We start from the raw sequence: 19,328 nt of genomic DNA, 5'->3' as shown, positions 1-19,328 counted from the left end.
GGCCCGTTCAACGATCGCTCGTCACTTCATCCGGGTGCCGGTGGAGCGCAGGTGCTCGCAGGCCTCCACGACCCGGGCGGCGAGGCCGGCCTCGGCGGCCTTGCCCCAGACCCGCGGGTCGTACATCTTCTTGTTGCCGACCTCGCCGTCCACCTTCAGCACGCCGTCGTAGTTGCGGAACATGTGGTCCGCGACCGGGCGGGAGAAGGCGTACTGGGTGTCGGTGTCGATGTTCATCTTCACCACGCCGTAGTCCAGCGCCTCGCGGATCTCGGACAGCAGCGAGCCGGAACCACCGTGGAAGACCAGGCTGAGCGGCTTCTCCTTGCCGTACTTGGCGCCGACCGCGTCCTGGATCTGCTTGAGCACCTCGGGACGGAGCTTGACGTTGCCCGGCTTGTAGACGCCGTGCACGTTGCCGAAGGTCAGCGCCGCCATGTAGCGGCCCTTCTCGCCCAGGCCGAGCGCCTCCACCATGGCCAGGCCGTCGTCGACGGTGGTGTAGAGCTTGTCGTTGATGGCGTTCTCGACACCGTCCTCCTCGCCACCGACAACGCCGACCTCGATCTCGAGGACGATCTTGCCCTTGGCGGCCTCGTCGAGCAGCTGCGCGGCGATCTCCAGGTTCTCCGCCACCGGCACGGCCGAGCCGTCCCACATGTGCGACTGGAACAGCGGCTCCTGGCCGGCCTTCACCCGCTCCTGCGAGATGCCCATCAGCGGCCGGACGAACTTGTCCAGCTTGTCCTTGGGGCAGTGGTCGGTGTGCAGCGCGATGTTGACCGGGTACTTCTTGGCCACCTCGTGCGCGTACGCCGCGAACGCCACCGCGCCGGTCACCATGTCCTTGACCGACGGGCCGGAGAGGTATTCCGCGCCACCGGTGGAGACCTGGATGATGCCGTCGCTCTCCGCGTCGGCCAAGCCCTTCAGCGCCGCGTTCAGGGTCTGCGACGAGGTCACGTTGATCGCGGGGTACGCGTACCGGCCAGCCTTGGCGCGGTCCAGCATCTCCGCGTAAGCCTCGGGGGAAGCGATGGGCATGTGATGCGCTCCTTACTTACCGCTGTCGGCCGTGCAGGCCGCTTCATTCCGTTGGTGCGCCGGACCGCGCTGTCCACCGCGGGAAGTATCCCGTAGAAGGTGGCGACGGGCACAACCGACCCGTCACCGGCTCTCCAGCCGGTCCGGTACGGCCACACTGATCAGCCAGCTCACCACCGCCATCACGATGGCCCCCCAGAACGCCGCCCAGAAGCCGTCCACGTGGAACGGCAGGTGCAGCCCACGGGCGATCCAGTCGGTGAGCAGGAACAGCAGCGCGTTCACGACCAGCGCGAACAGGCCGAGCGTGAGCAGGTAGAACACGCAGCCGAACACCTTGATGACCGGCTTGAGCACCGCGTTGACCACGCCGAAGATCAGCGCCACCACGAGCAGGGTGAGCGCCGTGTTCGCCCCGTTGCGCCCGGAGACCTCGACCCCGGGCACGATCAGCGTGGTGACCCACAGCGCGATCGCGGTGATCACCAGCCGGATCAGGAAACCCACCCCCTCATCCTGGCACCGCCCCGCCAACCCGGTGCGGCAATCGGACGACTCGGGCGGCTGCCCGACGCAGCCCGTACGGTGGGTGGAGCAACTGCCCGCCGAGATCCAGGGAGGGAAGATGGGTCAGCCCGACGAGGACTTCACCCCGAGCGACCACCTCGCTCCGGAGGAGCGGGACCCGGAGGCGGAGCCGGCCGACGCGGTCGAGCAGGCCACCTCGACCGACCCCGGCGACGCCGAGCCCGAGCCGTACCGGGGCCTGGAGGTCGACGACTGGGACGCCATGGAGCAGGCCCGGGTGGTCACCGGCGACGAGGACGACTACCGCTGACCGACGCGCCCGGCCCCGCCCAGCGGGGCGGGACCGGGTCGAGGGTCAGTCCAGCGGATTGACCCACCTGGGGTTCGCGGCCGTCCAGGCGGCCAGCCGGTCCTCGCGCAGCGCGGCGAAGAAGGCCGGCGCCGACCGGTCGAGCGCCACCCCGCCCGGCCGCCCCTCGGCGAAGCCCGCCGGCAGGGAGATCGCCACCGGTTCGGCCCGGGCCGCCGTCGCCGCCGGGACGAGCAACTGCGGCAGGGTGGCCCGGCCGGTCTCGGTGACCAGCCCGCCGCCCATCTCACGCAGCAGCGAATTCAGCAGCACCGGGTTGGTCAGCACGCCCCGCTGGTCGATCCGGTGCAGCAGCGCGGCGGCCCAGCGCTGGGCGTTGCGGTCCCGGTCGAGGCCGCCCGCCGGCAGGCCGTACCGCTGGCGCAGCAGGTCCACCGAGGCCCGCCCGTCGAGGTGCTGGCAGCCGGCCGGGAAGACCCGGCCGGTGTGCGTCGAGCGGATCCGCCGGTCCAGGCAGAGGTCCACCCCGCCCACCGCGTCGGTGAGGGTGCGCAGCAGCGGGTATGTGAGCACCGCGCCGGCGTCGAGGCGTACGCCGGTCAGGCCGGTCACCGCCCGGCGGGTGGCCGCGTAGCCGCCGCGCAGGTCGGACCGGCCGGCGCCGGCGGCGAAGGTCGCGTTGAGCTTGTCCCCACCGGCGACCCGCAGGTCCCGGGGCACCGAGATCAGATAGAGCCGGCTGCGGTCGGCGGGGACGTGCACGATCAGCACCGAGTCGGCGCGCGGCGGGCGGGAGCCGTCCGCCACGTCCAGCCCGAGCAGCAGCACGTTCAGTGCTCCGGTTGGCGTTGCGTGCCCGGCCGCCAGCGGCACCTCGACCGGTTGACCGCCGAGGGTACGCAGTTGCGGCACGCCGAGCCCGAGCACGCCCAGCAGGGCCAGCGCCGCCCCGGTCGCGGCGGCTCCCCGTCGGCGGCGACGGCGGCGGGCCACCAGCCGGTCGATCGCCGCGCGTACCGGCCCGGCGGGCGGGGTCGACGGTTCGTGCCGGGCGAACGCGGCACGCAGCTCTTCCTCGGTCATCAGCAGGCCTCCGCGTAGGTGGACCGGAGCGTGGCGAGGGCGCGGGAGATGGACGAGCGGACGGTCCCCACCGCGCAGCCCAGGATCTCGGCGATCTCCGCGTCGGGCAGGTCCTCGTAGTAGCGCAGCACCAGCGTGGCCCGCTGTCGACGGGGCAGCCGGGACAGCCAGTCCCACACCTCGTCGCGGTCCACCGCGGACTGCGCGTGGTCCACCGGCGCCGGCGGCCCGTCGTCCGGCTCGCCGCGCAGCAGCACCCGGCGCACCCAGGAGCCGCGCCGCCAGTCGACGAACTGGTTGGTCAACATCCGGCGTACGTACCGCTCGGGCGAGTCGGCCCGGGCGATCCGGCGCCAGTTCAGCTGGGCCCGCACCATGGTGTCCTGCACCAGGTCCTGCGCCTGGTGCGGATCGCCGGTCAGCATGACCGCGTACCGCAGCAGCGCGGCCAGTCGCGCGTCGGCGAATTCCTCGTACGTCACTGCACCTCCCGGTGTCCCGTGAAGAGTGACGAGCCCGGGTGGGCGGATCATTGCATTTCCGCCGGTCAACCTTTCGGCCATTCCGGACCCGTCAACGGGCCAGCCGGACGACGCACGGTTTGAGAATCTTCTAAGCTGCGCGAACTGCCACCGTGGCATCCCCCTCTGGAGGACCCCCCGATGCACTCGCACCCGTCCCGGCGTTGGCTCGCCGGGCTCGGCGTCGCCGGCGCGCTCGTCGCCGTGTCCGCCGTCCCGGCCGCCGCCGCTCCGCTGCCCGTGCCGGACCGGCAGGCGCAGGAGTACGCGCTCTACGCCAACAACGCGACCGTCGCCCCGGGCGGGCCGGCGAAGGTGGTCGACCTCTACGCGCTCACCGACATGCCGTTCGCCAGCTACACCGTCACGGTGGACCGGGGCGCGGTCGCCGGCTTCGCCGTCGTGTCCTCCGCCGAGGGCTCCGTCCCCTGCACCGGTGACGGCGCCATCCTCACCTGCACGGTGGGCCAGGAGCGGGAGCCGGAGCTCGGCCTGATCTCGCTGGACGTGCGGGCCACCGACACGGCGAAGCCCGGGCAGCACGGCGAACTGACGTTCACCGTCACCGGCCCCGACGCCGACACCGAGACGTTCCGCTCGACGGTCACCGTCGGCGAGGGTGTCGACCTGGCGGCCGGCGACGACCTGGAACTCCGGGGCGCGCCCGGCACGACCGTTCCGGCCCCCCTCACGATGACCAACGTGGGCGGCACGGACGCCGACGGCGCGGTCCTGGTGGTCGCCGGCTCGTACGACTTCGCCCCGTCGGAGCGCTACTCGAACTGTGAGTACGCCACCGAGGCCTTCGTGCCGAACCTGTTCGCCTGCACCTTCGACGGGAAGGTCCCGGCCGGTGACTCCGTCGTGGTCAGCTCGTCGTTCGGGTTCACCATTCCGGCCGACGCCTGGGCCCCGGACCGGCAGGGTGGCGCGAGCATCTGGCTGACCAAGGCCGACTGGGCGGAGGCCCGCGACGAGGTCGGCCTCTTCGCCCAGGCACGGACCAGGGGCACCGGCGAGGCGCTGCGGCTGACCACGCGGCGCAGCACCCAGGCAGTCCCGCAGACCGACACCGACCTGGACAACAACGCCGCCGGCCTGAGCCTTCGGGTGACCGGCAACCAGCGGACCGACGTGGCGGCGAACGGCGCCCGGGTCAAGGGGGCCGTCGGCAGCGTCGTCCCGACGACCGTCGGCTTCACCAACAAGGGCCCGGCCGCGCTGAACACCGGCGGCACCGAGAGCCTGTTCGCGGTGGCGCTGGTGACCCTGCCGGCGGGCACGACCGCGGTGAAGGTGCCGGAGAACTGCTTCGCCGACGACGGCAGCGGTGAGGGCGCGCCCAAGCCGGGCGCCTCGGTCTACTTCTGCGATCAGCTGGAGACTCCCGCCGGCAAGGGCGCGAAGGTGACCTTCGAGTTCGGCCTCCGGGTCGACAAGGCCGGCCCGCTGACCGGCGGGATCGAGGTGCTCACCGGCACCCTGCGCGCCGAGCGCCCCGACCTCGACCCGACCAACAACACCGCCGAGATCCTGGTGAACGCCCCGGAGAACGGCGGCGGGCAGCCGGGCGACGGCGGACAGCCCGGCAACGGCGGACAGCCGGGCGACGGCGGCGGCGGCGGCGGCGACCAGGACGGCCCGACCCTGCCGGTGACCGGCAGCCCGGCCAGCCTGATCGCCGGGGTCGGCGGCCTGCTGCTGGTGGCCGGCGTGGCCGGTTACCTGGTCGCCAAGCGCCGCCGGACCCGCTTCGTCGCCTGATCGGTTCCTGACCACGCAGCCCCGTCGGCCCGCACCCGGGCCGGCGGGGCTGCGTCGTGGCGGGACAACCCCGAGCCACTGGTCACCCTCGCCCTCATCGCCGGCGCGACCACCCGGATCCGGGTACAGACCGAGGTGCTGCTCGGCCGAATCACTGCACTCCCGCGAGTCGACCTTTCGGCCGGACCAGGTCGCCGACCGGCTGCGTGGGACTTCGACTCCCTTCAGGATCTTCTAGGCTGCTGCGGCAGGTGCCGGGGTCGCCCGCACATTCACCTGCGCAATCGTCACGACGGGGAGGACTGACAGTGTCCACGCGAGACCTTCGGCGTTGGAGCGCCGGACTGGTGCTGGCCGGGGCGTTGCCAGTCGTGCCATGGGGGAGGAAACGGTAATGACCAAGCACTTCGCTCGGCGGTGGCTGGGCGGGTTGGGAGTCGTGGCCGCACTCGTCGCGGCCTCCGCCACCCCCGGCTTCGCCGAGGATGCGATCGAGATCTCCGCCCGCGACGTCGTGGTGGTTCCCGGGCAGAAGAGCGGCCCCGAATTCCTTGAGGCGCAACTGCCGGAAGGGGGCTCGACCGGGGTCAGCCTGGACCTCGACCTGTCGAAGGTCGCGCCCCTGGCCACGATTGAGTGGCGCAGCTACTACTGGAGCTGCGAGCGGGACGAAGCCATCCTGCACTGCGTACCGGCGGAGGGTCGTACCGGCTTCCCGTACTTCGTCTACGAGCTGACCGTCAAGCCGGACACGGTGCCCGGGCAGCAGGCCGAGATGCCGGTCAAGGTGACCGCGGATGGCGCGACGGCGGTCCACACGGTCAGGGTGACGGTCGCCGAGCAGGTGGATCTGCGGCTCGCCGAGCCGCTGGCGGATGTCAGCGGTCCTCCCGGTTCGACGATCGGCGTACGCAGTGCGGTGCAGAACGTCAGCCCGAGCACAGTGCACGGTGTCGTGCTGGCGATGGGCGACGAGCCGGTGGCCCCGTACGCCGGCAATTTCAGCAACTGCGCGAAGCACGACGGCGGTGGAATGGTCTGCCGGTTCGGCACCGACCTGGAGCCGGGCCGGTCGTACCGGCTCTCCGAGGCCCTCCCGCTGCGCGTCTCCGACACGGCCCGCACCGGGGTGGAGTACCCCAGTTACCTCTCCTGGTACACCGAGTTGGACTGGAAGACGAAGGGGGGCGGCGACGGGTCGGAGCCCGGCTCCGGCAAGGAGCTGCGCCTCGTGGAGGTGACCGCCGCCCAGCAGGCCGCCGGCACTCCGCAGACGGATCTTGACAGCTACGGCAACGGCGACTACTTCCAGGTCAGGATCACGGGTGACAACCCGGCCGACGTGGTGGCGATCGGCAGCTCCGCCAGCGGCAAGCAGAACGACCGGGTCACGGTGACGGCGACCGCCAAGAACCTCGGACCGGCGTCGGTGGATCCCGCCTACCGGTTCTGGATGCAGATCTTCATCCCGCAAGGAACTTGGGCGGAAACGGTGCCGCAGGACTGCACCCCCAGCCCTCAGGGCCCACCGTCCGACCCGGAGAACCCGACCAGGCCGCCGGACGGCACGCCGGGCTACGAGTCGTACATGTGCCCGACCCGGGTCCTCGCTGCGGGTCAGAGCCTGTCGTACTCATTCACGCTGCGGATCGACCGGGTGGTGCCGGACGACCTGGGCGACGTGTTGGTGGGCCTCCCCGGGGACGCCGACCAGTCGAACAACAAGGCGAAGATCGTCATCAACCCCACCGACGACGGCGGAACCGACGGCCCCGGTGACGGCGACAACCCCGGCGGCACCCCGGGCGACGGCGATGGTCCAGGCGACGGCGGCACCCCGGGCGACGGCGGCACCCCGGGCGACGGTGACGGCGGCACCCCGGGCGACGGCAACCAGCCCGGCAGCGGCAACGGTGGCGGCGCGGGCGGTGACGGCGACGGCCTGCCAGTCACCGGCAGCCCCGCCACCCTGATCGCCGGTGTCGGCGGCCTGCTGCTGGTGGCCGGCGCGGCCGGCTACCTGGTGGCCCGGCGCCGCCGGACCCGCTTCGTCGCCTGACCCGTCCGCTTCACCAGGTGCCCCGCCAGACCTCCGAGGTCCGGCGGGGCACCGCCGTCTCCGGTACCGCTCGCCGTCGAGGGCGGCGTGCGACCGGATACCGGTGGGCCTCGGGACGGCAGCGGAGGCGCCACGGTCGTGCAGCGCGCCCGCCGCCCGCGCCCCTCGGCGGGCCGGTCGGGACCGGACCCGTGACCACGCCCGGGTCGCGTACCCTTTGTGGCCGTGGACACAGCAGAGAAGACCCGGGTGATCTCGGAGAGCGTCGCCCTGAACCCGCTCGACCCCAAGGATCTGTTGCACACCTTCGGGCTGATCGGCGTCTGGGTGATCCTCTTCGCCGAGACGGGGCTGCTCGTCGGCTTCTTCTTCCCGGGCGACTCGCTGCTCTTCCTGGCCGGGGTGGCCGCGTCGCCGGTCGCCGACGCGATGTTCGGTGACGGCACCCGGATCTCGCTGGCGGGCCTGCTGATCGGCGGTCCGCTCTGCGCCATCGTGGGCGCGCAGCTGGGCCACTGGCTCGGTGCCCACTACGGTCGCCGGATGTTCGAGCGGCCCAACTCCCGGCTGTTCAAGCGGGAGTACGTGGAGAAGGCCGAGTACTACTTCCAGAAGTTCGGCCCGGCCAAGGCCGTCGTGCTGGCCCGCTTCATCCCGATCGTGCGGACCTTCCTCAACCCGGTCGCCGGGGTGCTCGGGATGCCGGCCCGGCAGTTCCTGCTCTGGAACATCGTCGGCGCGATCCTCTGGGTGGACGGCATCCTGCTGATCGGCTACCTGCTCGCCGAGCAGATCTACAACGCCATCGGCGACAAGATCGACCGGTACATCCTGCCGGTGGTGGCGGTGATCATCCTGATCTCGGTGCTGCCGATCTTCTTCGAGTTCCTCCGGGACCGCCGGGCGCGCAAGCGCGGCGAGGCGGTCGCGGTGATCGCGGCGGCCAGCGCGGCCGGTGCGGTCGACGCCGTCCGGGACGCCTTCGACCACGGCGAGCACCACCGGCACGAGGCGCCGCGGGAGCAGGGCCGCGGCACGGTGTACGGCCGCCCGCAGCAGACCCCGCAGCCCGGGTACGACCAGCCCGGTGACGGCCGACCGGTCCAGGGGTACGGGGAGCAGCCCGACCCGCGGCGCCCGGAGCACGGTCAGGGCTGGTGACGCGTACGCCGATGGCCGGGTTCCCTGGTGGGGACCCGGCCATCGGCGTACTCCCGCCGGCAACCCGGCGGGTGTGTGGTCAGTGACGTGCCCGCGAACGGGCAGGCGTCATCGCCCGGTGGTGGCGCCACCCCTTGCTCGCCACCCGACGCCGTCCCGCAGCGGGACGACCCGGACCGTCAGCGTCAGCGGGCCTTCTTGGTGGCCCGCTTGCGCGGCGGGGTGAGCAGGTCAGCGATCGTGGCGATCGCGGACGGCACCAGTCGGTAGTACGCCCACACACCACGCTTCTCCCGCTCCAGCAAGCCGGCCTCGGTGAGGATACGAAGGTGGTGGCTGACCGTCGGCTGGGAGAGGCCGAGCGGCGCGGTCAGGTCGCACACGCACGCTTCGCCCTCGGGGGCCGACTGGATCAGGCTGAGCAGGCGGAGCCGCGCGGGATCCGCGAGGGCCTTCAGGACCCCCGCGAGCCGCTCGGCATCGGCACGTTCGATCGGCTCGCCGGCAAGCGGCGAGATCTGAGGCATGGTCATTTCAGCCAACGCAGTTCCCACGAATTCCATCCTTCCACCAGCACCATCGATCTGCCTGCATATCGGCAAATCCGAATCGGCAAACTTTTACGCCAGAAGGCCGAGGTCAGCCAACGTATAGGCCGCCAGATAGGGCAGTCCGGCGGCTCGCACCGCGTCGCCGGCTCCTCGATCAACAATAACGGCCACGCCCACCACCTCGGCCCCGGCCTCTCGGAGGGCCTCGACGGCGGTCAACACACTGCCTCCGGTGGTCGAGGTGTCCTCGACCGCCAGCACCCGGCGCCCGGCCACGTCCGGGCCCTCGATCCGCCGCTGCAACCCGTGCGCCTTGCCCGCCTTGCGGACCACGAACGCGTCCAGTGGCTGGTCGGCGGCGGAGGCCGCGTGCAGCATCGAGAGCGCCACCGGGTCGGCGCCCAGAGTCAGGCCGCCGACGGCGTCGTACTCCCAGTCGGCGGTCAACTCCCGCATCACCCGACCGACCAGCGGAGCGGCCTGGTGATGGAGCGTGACCCGACGGAGATCGACGTACCAGTCCGCCTCGCGGCCGGAGGAGAGCACCACCCGACCGTGCACGACAGCCAGGTCGGCAATGAATTTACGCAGGTCGTCGCGGTCCCCCATGGCGAAGAGGGTACTGCTCAACTCTGGGAGCCGTGTGCGGGGTCCACCCGGGTCAACCCTGCGGGCGACCGATGGGTGACGATGTACGACTACCGTGCGCAACCGGGCGGGCATGCGCTACCGGTGCCGCGCCCCGGCCACGGGGGCGACCGGCGGGCCCGCTCCGGTCAGGATTCCCGACCGTCGATCCGTCCCCGGGTGTCCCGCGTCACCCGGTGCAGGAGCCACTGCGGTGCGTGCCGCAGCCCCGCCACGGCCGCCTTGTACTTCCACGAGGGAACGCTCACCAACTTGCCTTTACCCAGGTCACGCAGGGCTTCGTCGACCACGTCGTCGGCCCGCAGCCACGCCGCGGCGGGGATGCCGGACATGTCGATACCGGCCCGGTCGTGGAACTCGGTACGCGTGTACCCGGGACAGAGCGCCATCACCCGCACCCCGTACGGGCGCGCGGACTGGCCGACGGACTCGCTGAAGTTGGTCACCCACGCCTTGCTGGCCGGGTACGTCGAACCGGGCGCCACCGCGCCGAAACCGGCGACCGAAGAGACATTTATCACTGCCCCGTGCCGCCGTCGGGTCATCTGTTCGAGGGCGGCGAGGCTCAGCCGCAGCACCGCGTGCACGTTGAGCCGGAGCAGCCGGGTCTCGTCCTCGGCGGTGGAGCGCAGGAACGGCCGGTTGAGGCTGATCCCCGCGTTGTTCACCAGCAGGTCGACCGGTGGCTCCGCGGCGAGCCGGCCCTCGACGGTGGCGCAACCGTCGTCGGTGGACAGGTCGGCGGGGAGGGTGACCACCTGCCGCCCGTACCGGTCGGTCAGCTCGGTGGCGGTGGCGTCGAGCCGGGCCGCGTCCCGGGCGACCAGCACCAGGTGCCAGCCGTCGGCGGCCAGCCGGCGGGCGAACGCCGCGCCGATGCCGGCGGTCGCGCCGGTGATCAGCGCCCACCGCTCGGTGGTGCGGTCCTCGGTCGTCACGGGCGATCCTCAGCGGGGCGGGAACGGGGGCGTCACCGGCGGGCCGGCCGGTGCCCGGCGACCGCCGAACCAGGCGTTCGCGGCCGGCACGGCCAGCAGCGCGGCCACCACAACGTAGCCGAGCGCCTGGGCGACGGAAAGCCCCGCGTTGACCGGGATCCACCACGACGGGTACGCCTCGGCCACCAGCCCCAGCAGCTCGCCGCTGACCCGTCCCCCGCCCAGCCGCAGCGGCGCCGCCCGCTGGCCGACCACCGCGGCGACGCTGCAGCAGCCGCAGAGCAGTCCCAGCCCGCACACCACCCAGGTGGCCGTGCGCGCGCCCCGGCGCCCGGCCAGCAGGCCGACGGCCAGACCGACGAGGAGCAGGGCGGCCAGCACGGTCACCACCGCCGACAGCACGGCGGAGCCGCTGACCAGGGCGACCACCGTGTCGACCTCGTCGGGCCGGGCCGTGGTGGCTCCAGCCGCGGTCCGGAACCGGTCGACGGTGCCGCCGAGGACGGCCAGGGCGGTGACCGCGTAGGCGAGCGCGCCGGCCACCATCAGGGCCAGCACCGCCGCCGCCAGGGTCACCGCCGCGGGTCGACGGGCCGGCGCGACCTCGGGGTACGACACGACGGGTCCCTCCGGTAGGCGTCGGGTTGCAACCTACTCGGAGGGATCGTCGGCGTCGCGCTTATCGGTGCGTCAGCTTCCGGCCGGCCGCTCCGGGTCGGACCGGTCGGTCGGCGGCTGGTCCAGGGTCGGCGGCTGGTCCGGGCCGGACGAGGGCGCGGCCGGCGGCTGCCACTGCTCGTGCCCCTGCGGCTGCCCCGGCTGTCCAGCCTGGCCGGGCTGACCCGGCTGACCCGGTGCCGGCGGCCAGCCCGGCTGGCCGGACTCCGGCTGCCCCGGCTGGCCCGGGTACGGCGGCTGCCCCGGGTACGACGGCTGGCCCGGCTGCGGGTAGCCCGGCTGCCCCGGGTAACCCGGCTGCCCCGGGTAGCCCGGCTGCCCCGGGTAGCCCGGCTGCGGGTAACCCGGCTGGCCGCCCTGCGGGTAACCCGGGTAGCCCGGGTAGCCGACCGGCGGCTCCCCACCGTGCCCGGGCTTGCGGAAGAACTCGTTGGCCTGCGGCAGGGCCAGCAGGATCAGCGCCGCGAGCAGGCCGAGCAGGCTGAGCACACCGAGCAGGGTGCTCACCGGCTGGACCCAGGAGGGCAGCACCTCCTCCAGCCGGCGCTGGACCTCCTCGGCGCTGGGCATGGTGCCGTCGCTGGAGGTGCCGGCGCTGTTGACGAAGCCGCCCGTCGCGTTGCCGGCCAGGCCACCGCCGGTGCAGCAGACCATGATGCCGCCGAGCACCCAGGTGGTGATCCGGGCGCCGTTGCGGCCCCGGTTGTTGAGTAGCGCCAGCACCACCAGGGCGATCGCGATCAGCAGCCCCAGGATCGCGCCACCGATCATGGCGGCGAAGGCGATGTCTCCGACCGCCTCGGCGCCCTCGGCGCTGCTGCCCGAGTAGGCGTCCTTCAGCACGTCGCGGGTCTTGCCGGCGGTGATGAGGCTGATCATCAGGTTGATCAGCTGGATGGCGGCCACCGCCATCAGCAGGTAACTCGAAATCGTCACGACGGACGGCCGTACGCGGGCCGGCGGTGTGCTCTGGGAATCGACCACGGTTCTCCCTTCCTGGATCGCGCCCACACCGTATCGACCGTGGGCCAACCGGGCACGACGGAAGGGAGCGGACCCGCCGGGTTTCAGTCGGCGACGGCGCCGCGGAGCCGGCGGTGCTCGGCGGTCACCACCCCGAGCAGGAACAGGTCGACGGCCAGGTTGACCACCGCGCCGAACTGGTTGACGGTGAAGTTGAAGACCTGCCCGAACAGCAGGTCGACCAGGAGGGCCAGCTTGAACAGCCGGAACGCGTCGAGCCGGTCCCGGCGCAGCCGCAGCGCGCCCCGGATGCTCAGCGTGCCGGTGATCAGCGCGGCGATCAGGACACCGATGACGGCGCCCCACTCGCGCTCCCGGTCCAACTCGCCGGTGGCGACGTCCAGCACCACCGCGAGCACCGTCGCCGCCGGCTCGACCAGCAGGTAGATCACCACCGGCCAGACCAGCCAGCGGCGCTCGGTCAGCCAGACCACCAGTCGGCGGGACCGGTCGGCCCAGCGTCGCCAGAACCGCACCGGGGGCGGCTCGCGCCGGGGCACCGCGTCGAGCAGTGTGGCGAGCGCCGCCTCGACCTGCGCGCCGGAGCCCCGGGCCAGCCGCCGTACCGCCGCGCGTCGCCGGTCGGTCAGCCCGCCCGGCAGCCCCCCGAGCACCATGTCCAGCGCGTTCGCCGCCCGCTCGGCGGGAGTCAGCCGGATCCGGCCGCGTACCGCCTGGGTGAGGACGACCAGCAGGGCGAACGCGCCGTAGATGATGCCGGCGGCGGGGGCGTAGAAGTAGTCGGTCCGGGTGGTGACGAACTTGCCCACCTCGTCGATGAAGAGCCCGAAGCCGATCCCGCCGATGATCGCGCCGGCCGTCCGGGGACCGCCGCCGAGGAAGACCAGCACGGTGCCGAGCCCGACGGCGAGCAGCAGCCCACCCCAGAGCACGTGCGCGATGTGCAGGCCGCCGCCGCCGAGCTTGGGATAGCCGGTGGCCTGGAGGTACGCCCGGACGGCCAGCACGGTGACCACTCCGGAGAGCACGAACGCCTGGAGGTAAGCCGCCGCGTCGACCGCCCGGGTGGGCACCCGCCGGAGCAGCCAGCCCCACCCGGGGCGGGGTGGACGGCGGGCGGGCGACATGCCCCGAACCTAGTAGCCGCGCCACTCCGTTCGGGCGTACTCCAGGACCCTGGGCTGCAACAACGTGGAGGCGGGTACGTCGAGCCGGCCCCGGTCGGCGGGGAAGGTGGCCGCCGCGGCGAGCACCGCCGGGGTGAGGAAGCGCAGCGGTGGCGCGTCGTCGGGCAGCGCCAGCGCGGGCGGGACGGTGCCCGGCGCGGCGAGCACGAACCCCCAGTCGCCGAAGCTCGGCACGTCCACGTGGTACGGCACGGTGGCGAAGCCGGCGGCGCGTACCGACGCCTCGATCGACCAGTACGACCGGGGCGCGAAGTACGGCGAGCCGGACTGCACCACCAGCCGCGCGCCGGGTGCCAGGACGGAGCGGATCAGCGCGTAGAACTCGACGCTGTAGAGCTTGGCGGTGGCCGTCTCGTCCGGGTCGGGCAGGTCGGCCACCACCACGTCGAACCGGTCGGTGGCGGTACGCAGCCAGCCGAACGCGTCGACGTTGAGCACCCGTACCCGCGGGTCGGCGAACGAGTTGCCGTTGAGGGCCCGCAGTTGCGGCTCGGTGCGGGCGATCCGCACGACCGCCGGGTCGAGGTCGACCACGGTGATCCGGCGGACGTCGGGGTACTTCAGCAGTTCCCGCACCGCGAGCCCGTCCCCGGCGCCGAGCACCAGCACCTCGCCGTGCGGGCCGCGCATCGCCGGGTGCACCAGCGACTCGTGGTAGCGGTACTCGTCGACGGAGCTGAACTGGAGGTCGCCGTTGAGGAAGAGCCGCAGGTCGGTGTCGGCGTGGCCGACCTCGCGTACCGACCGGGTCAGCACGATCTCCTGGTAACGGCTGCGTTCGGCGTGCACCACCGGGTCCCGGTAGAGCTGCTGCCGGGCGGTCACCTCGAAGTCGGCGGCGGTGATCCAGGCGTACCCGAGGCAGAGAGCGACCACGACGGCGCCGGCGCCGAGCGCGGCGCGGGCCCGGCGGCTCAGGTCCCGACGGAAGACCGTGCAGACCAGTGCCAGGCCGGCGACCGCGTTCACCGCGCCGACGACCAGGGCGCCCTTGAGCTGGCCGAAGACCGGGATCAGCAGGAACGGGAAGGCCAGTCCGCCGAGCAGCGCACCGACGTAGTCGGCGGCGAACAGGTCGGCCACCGCGCTGCCGGCGGACTGCTCCCGGATGCGTTGCAGCATCACCATCAGCAGCGGGATCTCCGCACCGATCAGCAGGCCGAGCAGGAACGCGGTGCCGACCAGGGCCGGGCCGTAGAGGTCCAGCCAGGCGAACGCGGCGTAGAGGCCGAGGACCGACAGCCCGCCGAAGAGGGCGAGCAGCAGCTCGATCAGGGCGAACGCGGCGGCGGCCCGGGACTGCAACGGCTTCGCGGCGAGCGCGCCGACGCCCATCGCGAAGACCATCACGCCGAGCACGATCGACGCCTGGCCGACCGCGTCGCCGATCAGGTAGCTGCCGAGGGCGACCAACGCCAGCTCGTACACCAGGCCGCAGGCCGCGCAGACGAAGACCGCGACCAGCACCCCGGCGCGGGCCGCCCGCCACCGCGCGGGGGCGGCCGGCACGTCGGTGGTCACGCGTTCTCCCGGGTACGCGGCCCCGCCGTGCCCGCCCCAGCGCGCTGCGCGGGCACCGCCTCGCGAAGCTGGCGGCGGCGCTGCACCACTCCGACGGTCAGCAGCAGCGCGGCGAGCAGCAGCAGCCCGAACGTGGCGACCAGCCAGCCCCACCGGTCGCGGAGGAAGTCGTTGCCCGCGGCGGGCAGCGGCGTCGGGCTGACCGGACCGGCGCTGGGGGTGGCGGCCGGCTGGGCGAGCCCCGCCTCGACGGCGAGCAGCGGCAGCATCACCGCGGCCCGGGTGACCGCCCAGCCGGGGTCGTCGACGAAGGCGTCCTCGTCCAGCCCGAGTCGTTCGAGCCCGGATCGGACGGTGGACAGTTCGGCGTACCCGATGTCCTCGGAGCCGGTGACCCGGACGACTGCGGAGTCGCTGCTCTCGCTGCTCGCCGAGGTGTAGTTGATCTCGGCGACGACCTGTACCCAGCGCGGGCAGGACGGGTTGTCCTCCACCGCCACCCCGTCGCCGAGGTTGGAGCCCACGTTCACCGGGTCGGAGCCCCAGCCCTCGGTCAGCGACCAGCCGTAGCAGATGCCCTGGTCAGCGGTGGCCCGGGCGAGCAGCGGCACGGTGTCGGCCCGCTCGTCGGCGGCCGGGGCCGGCACGTCGGTGCCGGAGTCGCCACCGCCGAAGATCGAGCCGAGGATGCAGGCGGCGAGCACACCGAACAGGACGACCGAGAACAGCACGTGCTTCCACGCCGGCGCCTTGGCGCTGCTCACCGGGTTCTTCGCGCCGGTCGTGCCGCGGTCCGCACCGGCCATCAGCTGATCGCGGCGGCGATGATCGCGCCGGTGGCGAGGTGGACGACGCCGGAGACCCAGACGGCGGGGTGCGGCTCCGGGTCGACCAGGATCTCACCGAGCCGGCCCGGGGTGGCCAGGTCCAGGAGCACGAACGCGGCGGCCATGATCAGCAGCCCGAGCAGCCCGTACGCGGCCGCGCCGACCAGGCCGAGGGCGAAGTCGTCGGCGCTGGCGGCGATCGCGGCCACCACGATGGTGCCGACGCCGGCCAGGTTCGAGGCGAGCAGCAGCGCGGCGTTGCGGTTGCGCTGCGCCCAGATCAGCTCGTGGAGCTTGCCGGGGGTGGCCAGGTCGACCAGCAGGTAGCCGACGGCCATCAGCACCACGCCGACCGCGCCGTAGGCGAGCGTGACGACCAGATCGGTGACCAGGTTCTGCACAGGGAACTCCAGGATTCTCTCGTCGGATCGGGTCACTTGCCGGCGCCGGGGCCGCCACCCCGCACGGTGCTGCCCCGACCCCAACCCCAGTAGCTGCCCACCGTGGAGTGGTAGCGCGGGTACGCGGTCCGCATCCGTTCCAGCAGGATCACCGAGCCGGTGGCGATCGGCAGGATCACCACCGAGTCGTCGTCGTAGCGCAGGTAGACGCCGCTGCCGTCGACGTACTGGTCGGCCGGCTTCCAGGCGCCGGTGACGTCCTTCGCGACCTGGCTGGGCGCCCGGTTCGACGTGTACGCGACCGCGTTCGAGTCGATGTCCCGGGAGGCGGCCCGGGTGTAGTGGTCCTGCACGTAGCCGCGCGGCGAGAAGTTGCCGTAGAAGATCGCGAAGGCCGCGACCAGCGCGCCGATCACGGCGAACGCCACCCCCAGCACGAACCACCGTCGGTACGTCATCGGGTTACCACCGCCGTCTCGGTCAGGACCAGTTCGTTGGTCTGCGGGTACGCGTGCCAGGTGCGCCAGGCCACCGACCCGTCCGGCATCCGTGGCCGGACGGCCAGCGCGGTCACCGCGTCGGGGTCGCCGGGAAAGACCCCGACCAGCGCGTACGGGTCGCCGGCCAGTTCGGCGCGGAGCGCGGCGACCCGGGCGCGCAGCCCGTCGCCGGGTGGCCGGAGCACCACGGCGGTGAACCGGTAGCCGGTCGCCTCGTCGTGCAGCGCCGCGGGCAGCGCGGGTGGCCGCCCCGGCAGGCAGGCCACCGTCTCGGTGAGTTCGCCGCAGACGACCTGGTGCGAGGCGCCGAGCAGGCGCAGCCGCAGGGCCGGCCCGTCGGGCAGGGTCAGCTCCCGGACGTGCAGCGCGGGTCGTTCCGGACCACCCAGGGTCAGGCTCAGGTCGGCGGCGCTGGTGTCGACGTACGGGGCGTGCAGGGTGACGAGCACGCTCAGGCCACCTTCTCCGGGCCGCCCTGCGGGTAGATCATCACCTCGGCCCGGTGCAGCTGCTCGCCGCGGGCCACCTCCCAGCCGGCCTCCCCGTACGCCTCGAAGGCGAGTCGGGCACCGCCCTGGGCGCGGTAGTCGTGGTAGCGGACCGTGCCGCTCGGGTCCAGCCCGGTGCTGCCGGTGGCCGAGTAGCGGGCCTGGCCGGACTCCTCCCAGGAGTACCGGCGGCCGTCGAAGTCCAGGGTGGGCGCGCCCGGGGTGAGGGTGGCGCCCGGCTCCGCCGTCCAGAGCACCAGCTCCAGGTCCGGGTCCTCCTCCACGGAGACCCAACGCTTCGCGCCGGCCGCGTCGTCGAGCAGGTGCTCCGCCCAGCTCCACGCCCCCTCGACCAGGTGCACCGAGCCGCGGACCGCGTACGACGCGCCCCGGATCTCGACGATGTCGCCCGGCTTGAGGCCGCGCGGGTCACCGCGCAGCGCGTCGGCGTCGGTGTCCCGGAACGGGTCGGCCGGGCCGCTGCGGGCGCGCGGCCGGGACCGCGAGCGCAGCACCGCCACCACGGCGATCACCACACCGGCCACCGCCAGCAGACATCCCAGCGCCAGGACCAGGTACCCCAGATCACGATCCACCCCGACCGCCCTCCCCACGTGCGTCGCGGTGACGGTAACAACCGCCCGCATCCTGCGACAGCGGAGGAATCCTGAGTGACCGAACAGTGACGGAGCCGACTCTGCCCGGTCGACTCAGCCGGTCAGCCCCGTCGACCAGGCCGCACGCCGGTGGGCCGGGTCAGGGGGTGCCCGGACCGTCGGGTGGTGGGGCGTCTGCCCCGGGGCTCGCTTCCGTGCCCGCGTCCGGTGTCGCGGCCGGGCTCGCGTCCGACGTCGGCGGGGTCGCGTCCGACGTCGGCGGGACGACGGGCGGGGCACCGGCGGGAACAACGTGGGCCCGCGGGTCCGGGCAGATCATGTAGCCGGGCGGCAGGACGAAGGCGGCCGGGGCGGGATAACCGATCGCGGGCGGCGCCGAGGCGGTCCGCGGGTTGAACCACCGGTTCGCCGTCGGCGTCAGCAGCAGCACCACGACCGCGATGGTGAGGCCGACGACCAGGAGCACGCCGATGCCGCCGAGCCCGAAGAAGAGATCATCCGAGCCGTACGTGGAAGAGCTGTACAGGGTGTCCAGGAACTTCGACTCGCCCGGGTCGGCGCCCGGGTCGTCGTACTCGTCGTAGTCGCCCTCCGGGTCCCCGGCGATCATGAAGAACGGGACGAGCAGCGCACCGGAGCAGCCCGGGCCGATGCACAGCAGCGCCAGGGCGCCGCCGAGCACGAACGTCGTGATCCGCGCCGGGTTGCTGCCCCGCCGCACCCCGATCGCGGTGATGCCCCAGCCGAGCGCCACCAGCACGGCCAGCCCGCCGAGCACGGCCGACGGGACGACGTTCGAGCTGCGCTCGCCGGCGACCTCGGCCGGATCGGCGTCCGGGACCGCCGCGAGCGCCCGGTCGATCTCGCCGTTCCAGTAGAAGGCGTGCCAGACCACCAGGGCGACGAGCAGGAGCAGGACGGTCACCAGCGCGATCTGCAGCCAGAAGGCGACGGTGACGACGTGGGGGCGGGGCGGCCGGACCGGTGGGTCCTCGGTCGTCGTCATGCCGGAAAGCTACGGCCTCCGGCCCGCCGTCCGCAGTCCCGTTCCCGGTCGGACTCAGCCGGCCGTGAGGCGGTCGGCGGCGTACTCCCGGAGGGTGGCCTTGTTCATCACGCAGCCGGTGAAGGTGGTGAACTCGCCCTTGTCGTCGCGCAACTCCGTCCAGGCGTCCCGCCCCGCTTCCGGGTCGACCGCCTGGAGCAGCGTCGCCGCGTACGCCTTGCCGGCCGGTGAGCCGTGCTTGAGCAGCCAGCGGACCTGCTTGCGGGCCTCCTGCGGATGCGCGGCGAGCGCCGCCTCGACCCGCCGGTACGCCTCGGTCACCGGCAGCACCTGCGAGGCGATGCCGACCCCACCGAACGCCACGGTGTCGGCCTTCGCCAGCTCCTTGACGGCGGCGTCGAGTTCCTTGTCCTTCTTCCCCATGCCCAACATGCCCTCATCCTTTCCCCGCCGGCCGCGTCCTCACCCTCACGATCAAGGCATCCGCCCGACGAGCAGGGGCCCCTTCCCGG

General features: G+C 73.0%; 22 protein-coding genes. 4 read left to right on the top strand and 18 right to left on the bottom strand.

What is annotated here, in order from left to right:
• Positions 1–21 precede the first annotated feature (21 nt).
• Both fbaA and GA0074704_RS03660 read right to left on the bottom strand, forming a co-directional pair.
• On the bottom strand, positions 22–1,044 hold the full coding sequence (gene fbaA / locus GA0074704_RS03665) for a class II fructose-bisphosphate aldolase (protein WP_088969184.1): 1,023 nt from the start codon (positions 1,042–1,044) through the stop codon (positions 22–24).
• 123 nt (positions 1,045–1,167) lie between these two features.
• A complete protein-coding gene (locus tag GA0074704_RS03660; protein ID WP_088969183.1) occupies positions 1,168–1,551 on the bottom strand; it encodes a phage holin family protein in 384 nt (127 codons plus the stop codon).
• Positions 1,552–1,669: 118 nt separating this feature from the next.
• Here GA0074704_RS03660 and GA0074704_RS03655 point away from each other — a divergent pair, with 118 nt between their 5' ends.
• Positions 1,670–1,882 carry a hypothetical protein gene (locus GA0074704_RS03655; protein WP_088973425.1) on the top strand — a complete coding sequence of 71 codons (213 nt, stop codon included), beginning with the start codon at positions 1,670–1,672 and terminating at the stop codon, positions 1,880–1,882.
• A 45-nt stretch (positions 1,883–1,927) separates the two neighbouring features.
• Here the strand turns inward: GA0074704_RS03655 and GA0074704_RS03650 are convergent, their stop codons facing one another.
• Both GA0074704_RS03650 and GA0074704_RS03645 read right to left on the bottom strand, forming a co-directional pair.
• The gene (locus GA0074704_RS03650) at positions 1,928–2,965 is read right to left on the bottom strand and encodes an LCP family protein (RefSeq protein WP_088969182.1); all 1,038 of its coding nucleotides are present in this window, start codon (positions 2,963–2,965) and stop codon (positions 1,928–1,930) included.
• Positions 2,965–3,447, bottom strand: coding sequence for a SigE family RNA polymerase sigma factor (locus GA0074704_RS03645; RefSeq protein WP_088969181.1), 483 nt, complete (start codon positions 3,445–3,447; stop codon positions 2,965–2,967). Before GA0074704_RS03645 ends, GA0074704_RS03650 begins: the two co-directional genes overlap by 1 nt.
• Positions 3,448–3,627: 180 nt before the next feature.
• Here GA0074704_RS03645 and GA0074704_RS03640 point away from each other — a divergent pair, with 180 nt between their 5' ends.
• The 3 genes from GA0074704_RS03640 to GA0074704_RS03625 all read left to right on the top strand — a co-directional run bounded on the left by GA0074704_RS03640 (position 3,628) and on the right by GA0074704_RS03625 (position 8,470).
• Positions 3,628–5,250 (top strand): LPXTG cell wall anchor domain-containing protein, encoded by a 1,623-nt coding sequence (locus GA0074704_RS03640; protein WP_088969180.1) that lies wholly within the window; start codon positions 3,628–3,630, stop codon positions 5,248–5,250.
• A gap of 394 nt (positions 5,251–5,644) precedes the next feature.
• Positions 5,645–7,309, top strand: coding sequence for an LPXTG cell wall anchor domain-containing protein (locus tag GA0074704_RS03630; RefSeq protein ID WP_088969179.1), 1,665 nt, complete (start codon positions 5,645–5,647; stop codon positions 7,307–7,309).
• Between the two features lie 219 nt (positions 7,310–7,528).
• Positions 7,529–8,470 carry a DedA family protein gene (locus tag GA0074704_RS03625; protein WP_231926752.1) on the top strand — a complete coding sequence of 314 codons (942 nt, stop codon included), beginning with the start codon at positions 7,529–7,531 and terminating at the stop codon, positions 8,468–8,470.
• A gap of 185 nt (positions 8,471–8,655) precedes the next feature.
• Here the strand turns inward: GA0074704_RS03625 and GA0074704_RS03620 are convergent, their stop codons facing one another.
• The 14 genes from GA0074704_RS03620 to GA0074704_RS03555 all read right to left on the bottom strand — a co-directional run bounded on the left by GA0074704_RS03620 (position 8,656) and on the right by GA0074704_RS03555 (position 19,248).
• A complete protein-coding gene (locus GA0074704_RS03620) occupies positions 8,656–9,033 on the bottom strand; it encodes an ArsR/SmtB family transcription factor (protein ID WP_088969178.1) in 378 nt (125 codons plus the stop codon).
• Between the two features lie 57 nt (positions 9,034–9,090).
• Positions 9,091–9,630, bottom strand: a complete 540-nt coding sequence (pyrE, locus tag GA0074704_RS03615) for an orotate phosphoribosyltransferase (RefSeq protein WP_088973424.1) — start codon at positions 9,628–9,630, stop codon at positions 9,091–9,093.
• 167 nt (positions 9,631–9,797) lie between these two features.
• Entirely contained in the window at positions 9,798–10,607 is an 810-nt protein-coding gene (locus GA0074704_RS03610; RefSeq protein WP_088969177.1) for an SDR family NAD(P)-dependent oxidoreductase, read from the bottom strand.
• A 9-nt stretch (positions 10,608–10,616) separates the two neighbouring features.
• A complete protein-coding gene (locus GA0074704_RS03605; protein WP_088969176.1) occupies positions 10,617–11,225 on the bottom strand; it encodes a hypothetical protein in 609 nt (202 codons plus the stop codon).
• Positions 11,226–11,297: 72 nt separating this feature from the next.
• Positions 11,298–12,221, bottom strand: a complete 924-nt coding sequence (locus tag GA0074704_RS03600) for a hypothetical protein (protein WP_197697588.1) — start codon at positions 12,219–12,221, stop codon at positions 11,298–11,300.
• 131 nt (positions 12,222–12,352) lie between these two features.
• Positions 12,353–13,342 carry a hypothetical protein gene (locus GA0074704_RS03595; RefSeq protein ID WP_172880860.1) on the bottom strand — a complete coding sequence of 330 codons (990 nt, stop codon included), beginning with the start codon at positions 13,340–13,342 and terminating at the stop codon, positions 12,353–12,355.
• A 63-nt stretch (positions 13,343–13,405) separates the two neighbouring features.
• Entirely contained in the window at positions 13,406–14,977 is a 1,572-nt protein-coding gene (locus GA0074704_RS03590; RefSeq protein WP_088969174.1) for a polyamine aminopropyltransferase, read from the bottom strand.
• Positions 14,974–15,783 (bottom strand): hypothetical protein, encoded by an 810-nt coding sequence (locus tag GA0074704_RS03585; RefSeq protein WP_231926751.1) that lies wholly within the window; start codon positions 15,781–15,783, stop codon positions 14,974–14,976. The genes GA0074704_RS03590 and GA0074704_RS03585 overlap by 4 nt, the downstream gene beginning before the upstream one ends.
• Positions 15,783–16,205 (bottom strand): DUF350 domain-containing protein, encoded by a 423-nt coding sequence (locus GA0074704_RS03580; RefSeq protein ID WP_088969173.1) that lies wholly within the window; start codon positions 16,203–16,205, stop codon positions 15,783–15,785. Before GA0074704_RS03580 ends, GA0074704_RS03585 begins: the two co-directional genes overlap by 1 nt.
• A gap of 32 nt (positions 16,206–16,237) precedes the next feature.
• Positions 16,238–16,663 carry a DUF4247 domain-containing protein gene (locus GA0074704_RS03575; RefSeq protein ID WP_088969172.1) on the bottom strand — a complete coding sequence of 142 codons (426 nt, stop codon included), beginning with the start codon at positions 16,661–16,663 and terminating at the stop codon, positions 16,238–16,240.
• Positions 16,660–17,154 (bottom strand): DUF2617 family protein, encoded by a 495-nt coding sequence (locus GA0074704_RS03570; protein WP_088969171.1) that lies wholly within the window; start codon positions 17,152–17,154, stop codon positions 16,660–16,662. Before GA0074704_RS03570 ends, GA0074704_RS03575 begins: the two co-directional genes overlap by 4 nt.
• A gap of 2 nt (positions 17,155–17,156) precedes the next feature.
• Positions 17,157–17,789 (bottom strand): DUF4178 domain-containing protein, encoded by a 633-nt coding sequence (locus tag GA0074704_RS03565; protein ID WP_088969170.1) that lies wholly within the window; start codon positions 17,787–17,789, stop codon positions 17,157–17,159.
• A gap of 160 nt (positions 17,790–17,949) precedes the next feature.
• Entirely contained in the window at positions 17,950–18,816 is an 867-nt protein-coding gene (locus GA0074704_RS03560) for a hypothetical protein (RefSeq protein WP_088969169.1), read from the bottom strand.
• 54 nt (positions 18,817–18,870) lie between these two features.
• Entirely contained in the window at positions 18,871–19,248 is a 378-nt protein-coding gene (locus GA0074704_RS03555; protein WP_088969168.1) for a hypothetical protein, read from the bottom strand.
• Positions 19,249–19,328 lie beyond the last annotated feature (80 nt).

Origin of the sequence: Micromonospora siamensis (assembly GCF_900090305.1) — a bacterium.
Lineage (GTDB): Bacteria > Actinomycetota > Actinomycetes > Mycobacteriales > Micromonosporaceae > Micromonospora > Micromonospora siamensis.
Note: the sequence above shows the minus strand (reverse complement) of the source record. Positions and strands in the feature narration are given on the sequence as shown.

Bases quoted from the DNA above. Each gene is read 5' to 3' on its own strand.
- pyrE (WP_088973424.1), bottom strand. From the start codon at position 9,630: ATGGGGGACCGCGACGACCTGCGTAAATTCATTGCCGACCTGGCTGTC.
- GA0074704_RS03575 (WP_088969172.1), bottom strand. From the start codon at position 16,663: ATGACGTACCGACGGTGGTTCGTGCTGGGGGTGGCGTTCGCCGTGATC.
- GA0074704_RS03555 (WP_088969168.1), bottom strand. From the start codon at position 19,248: ATGTTGGGCATGGGGAAGAAGGACAAGGAACTCGACGCCGCCGTCAAG.
- fbaA (WP_088969184.1), bottom strand. From the start codon at position 1,044: ATGCCCATCGCTTCCCCCGAGGCTTACGCGGAGATGCTGGACCGCGCC.
- GA0074704_RS03560 (WP_088969169.1), bottom strand. From the start codon at position 18,816: ATGACGACGACCGAGGACCCACCGGTCCGGCCGCCCCGCCCCCACGTC.
- GA0074704_RS03620 (WP_088969178.1), bottom strand. From the start codon at position 9,033: ATGGAATTCGTGGGAACTGCGTTGGCTGAAATGACCATGCCTCAGATC.
- GA0074704_RS03640 (WP_088969180.1), top strand. From the start codon at position 3,628: ATGCACTCGCACCCGTCCCGGCGTTGGCTCGCCGGGCTCGGCGTCGCC.
- GA0074704_RS03650 (WP_088969182.1), bottom strand. From the start codon at position 2,965: ATGACCGAGGAAGAGCTGCGTGCCGCGTTCGCCCGGCACGAACCGTCG.
- GA0074704_RS03585 (WP_231926751.1), bottom strand. From the start codon at position 15,783: ATGGCCGGTGCGGACCGCGGCACGACCGGCGCGAAGAACCCGGTGAGC.
- GA0074704_RS03655 (WP_088973425.1), top strand. From the start codon at position 1,670: ATGGGTCAGCCCGACGAGGACTTCACCCCGAGCGACCACCTCGCTCCG.
- GA0074704_RS03630 (WP_088969179.1), top strand. From the start codon at position 5,645: ATGACCAAGCACTTCGCTCGGCGGTGGCTGGGCGGGTTGGGAGTCGTG.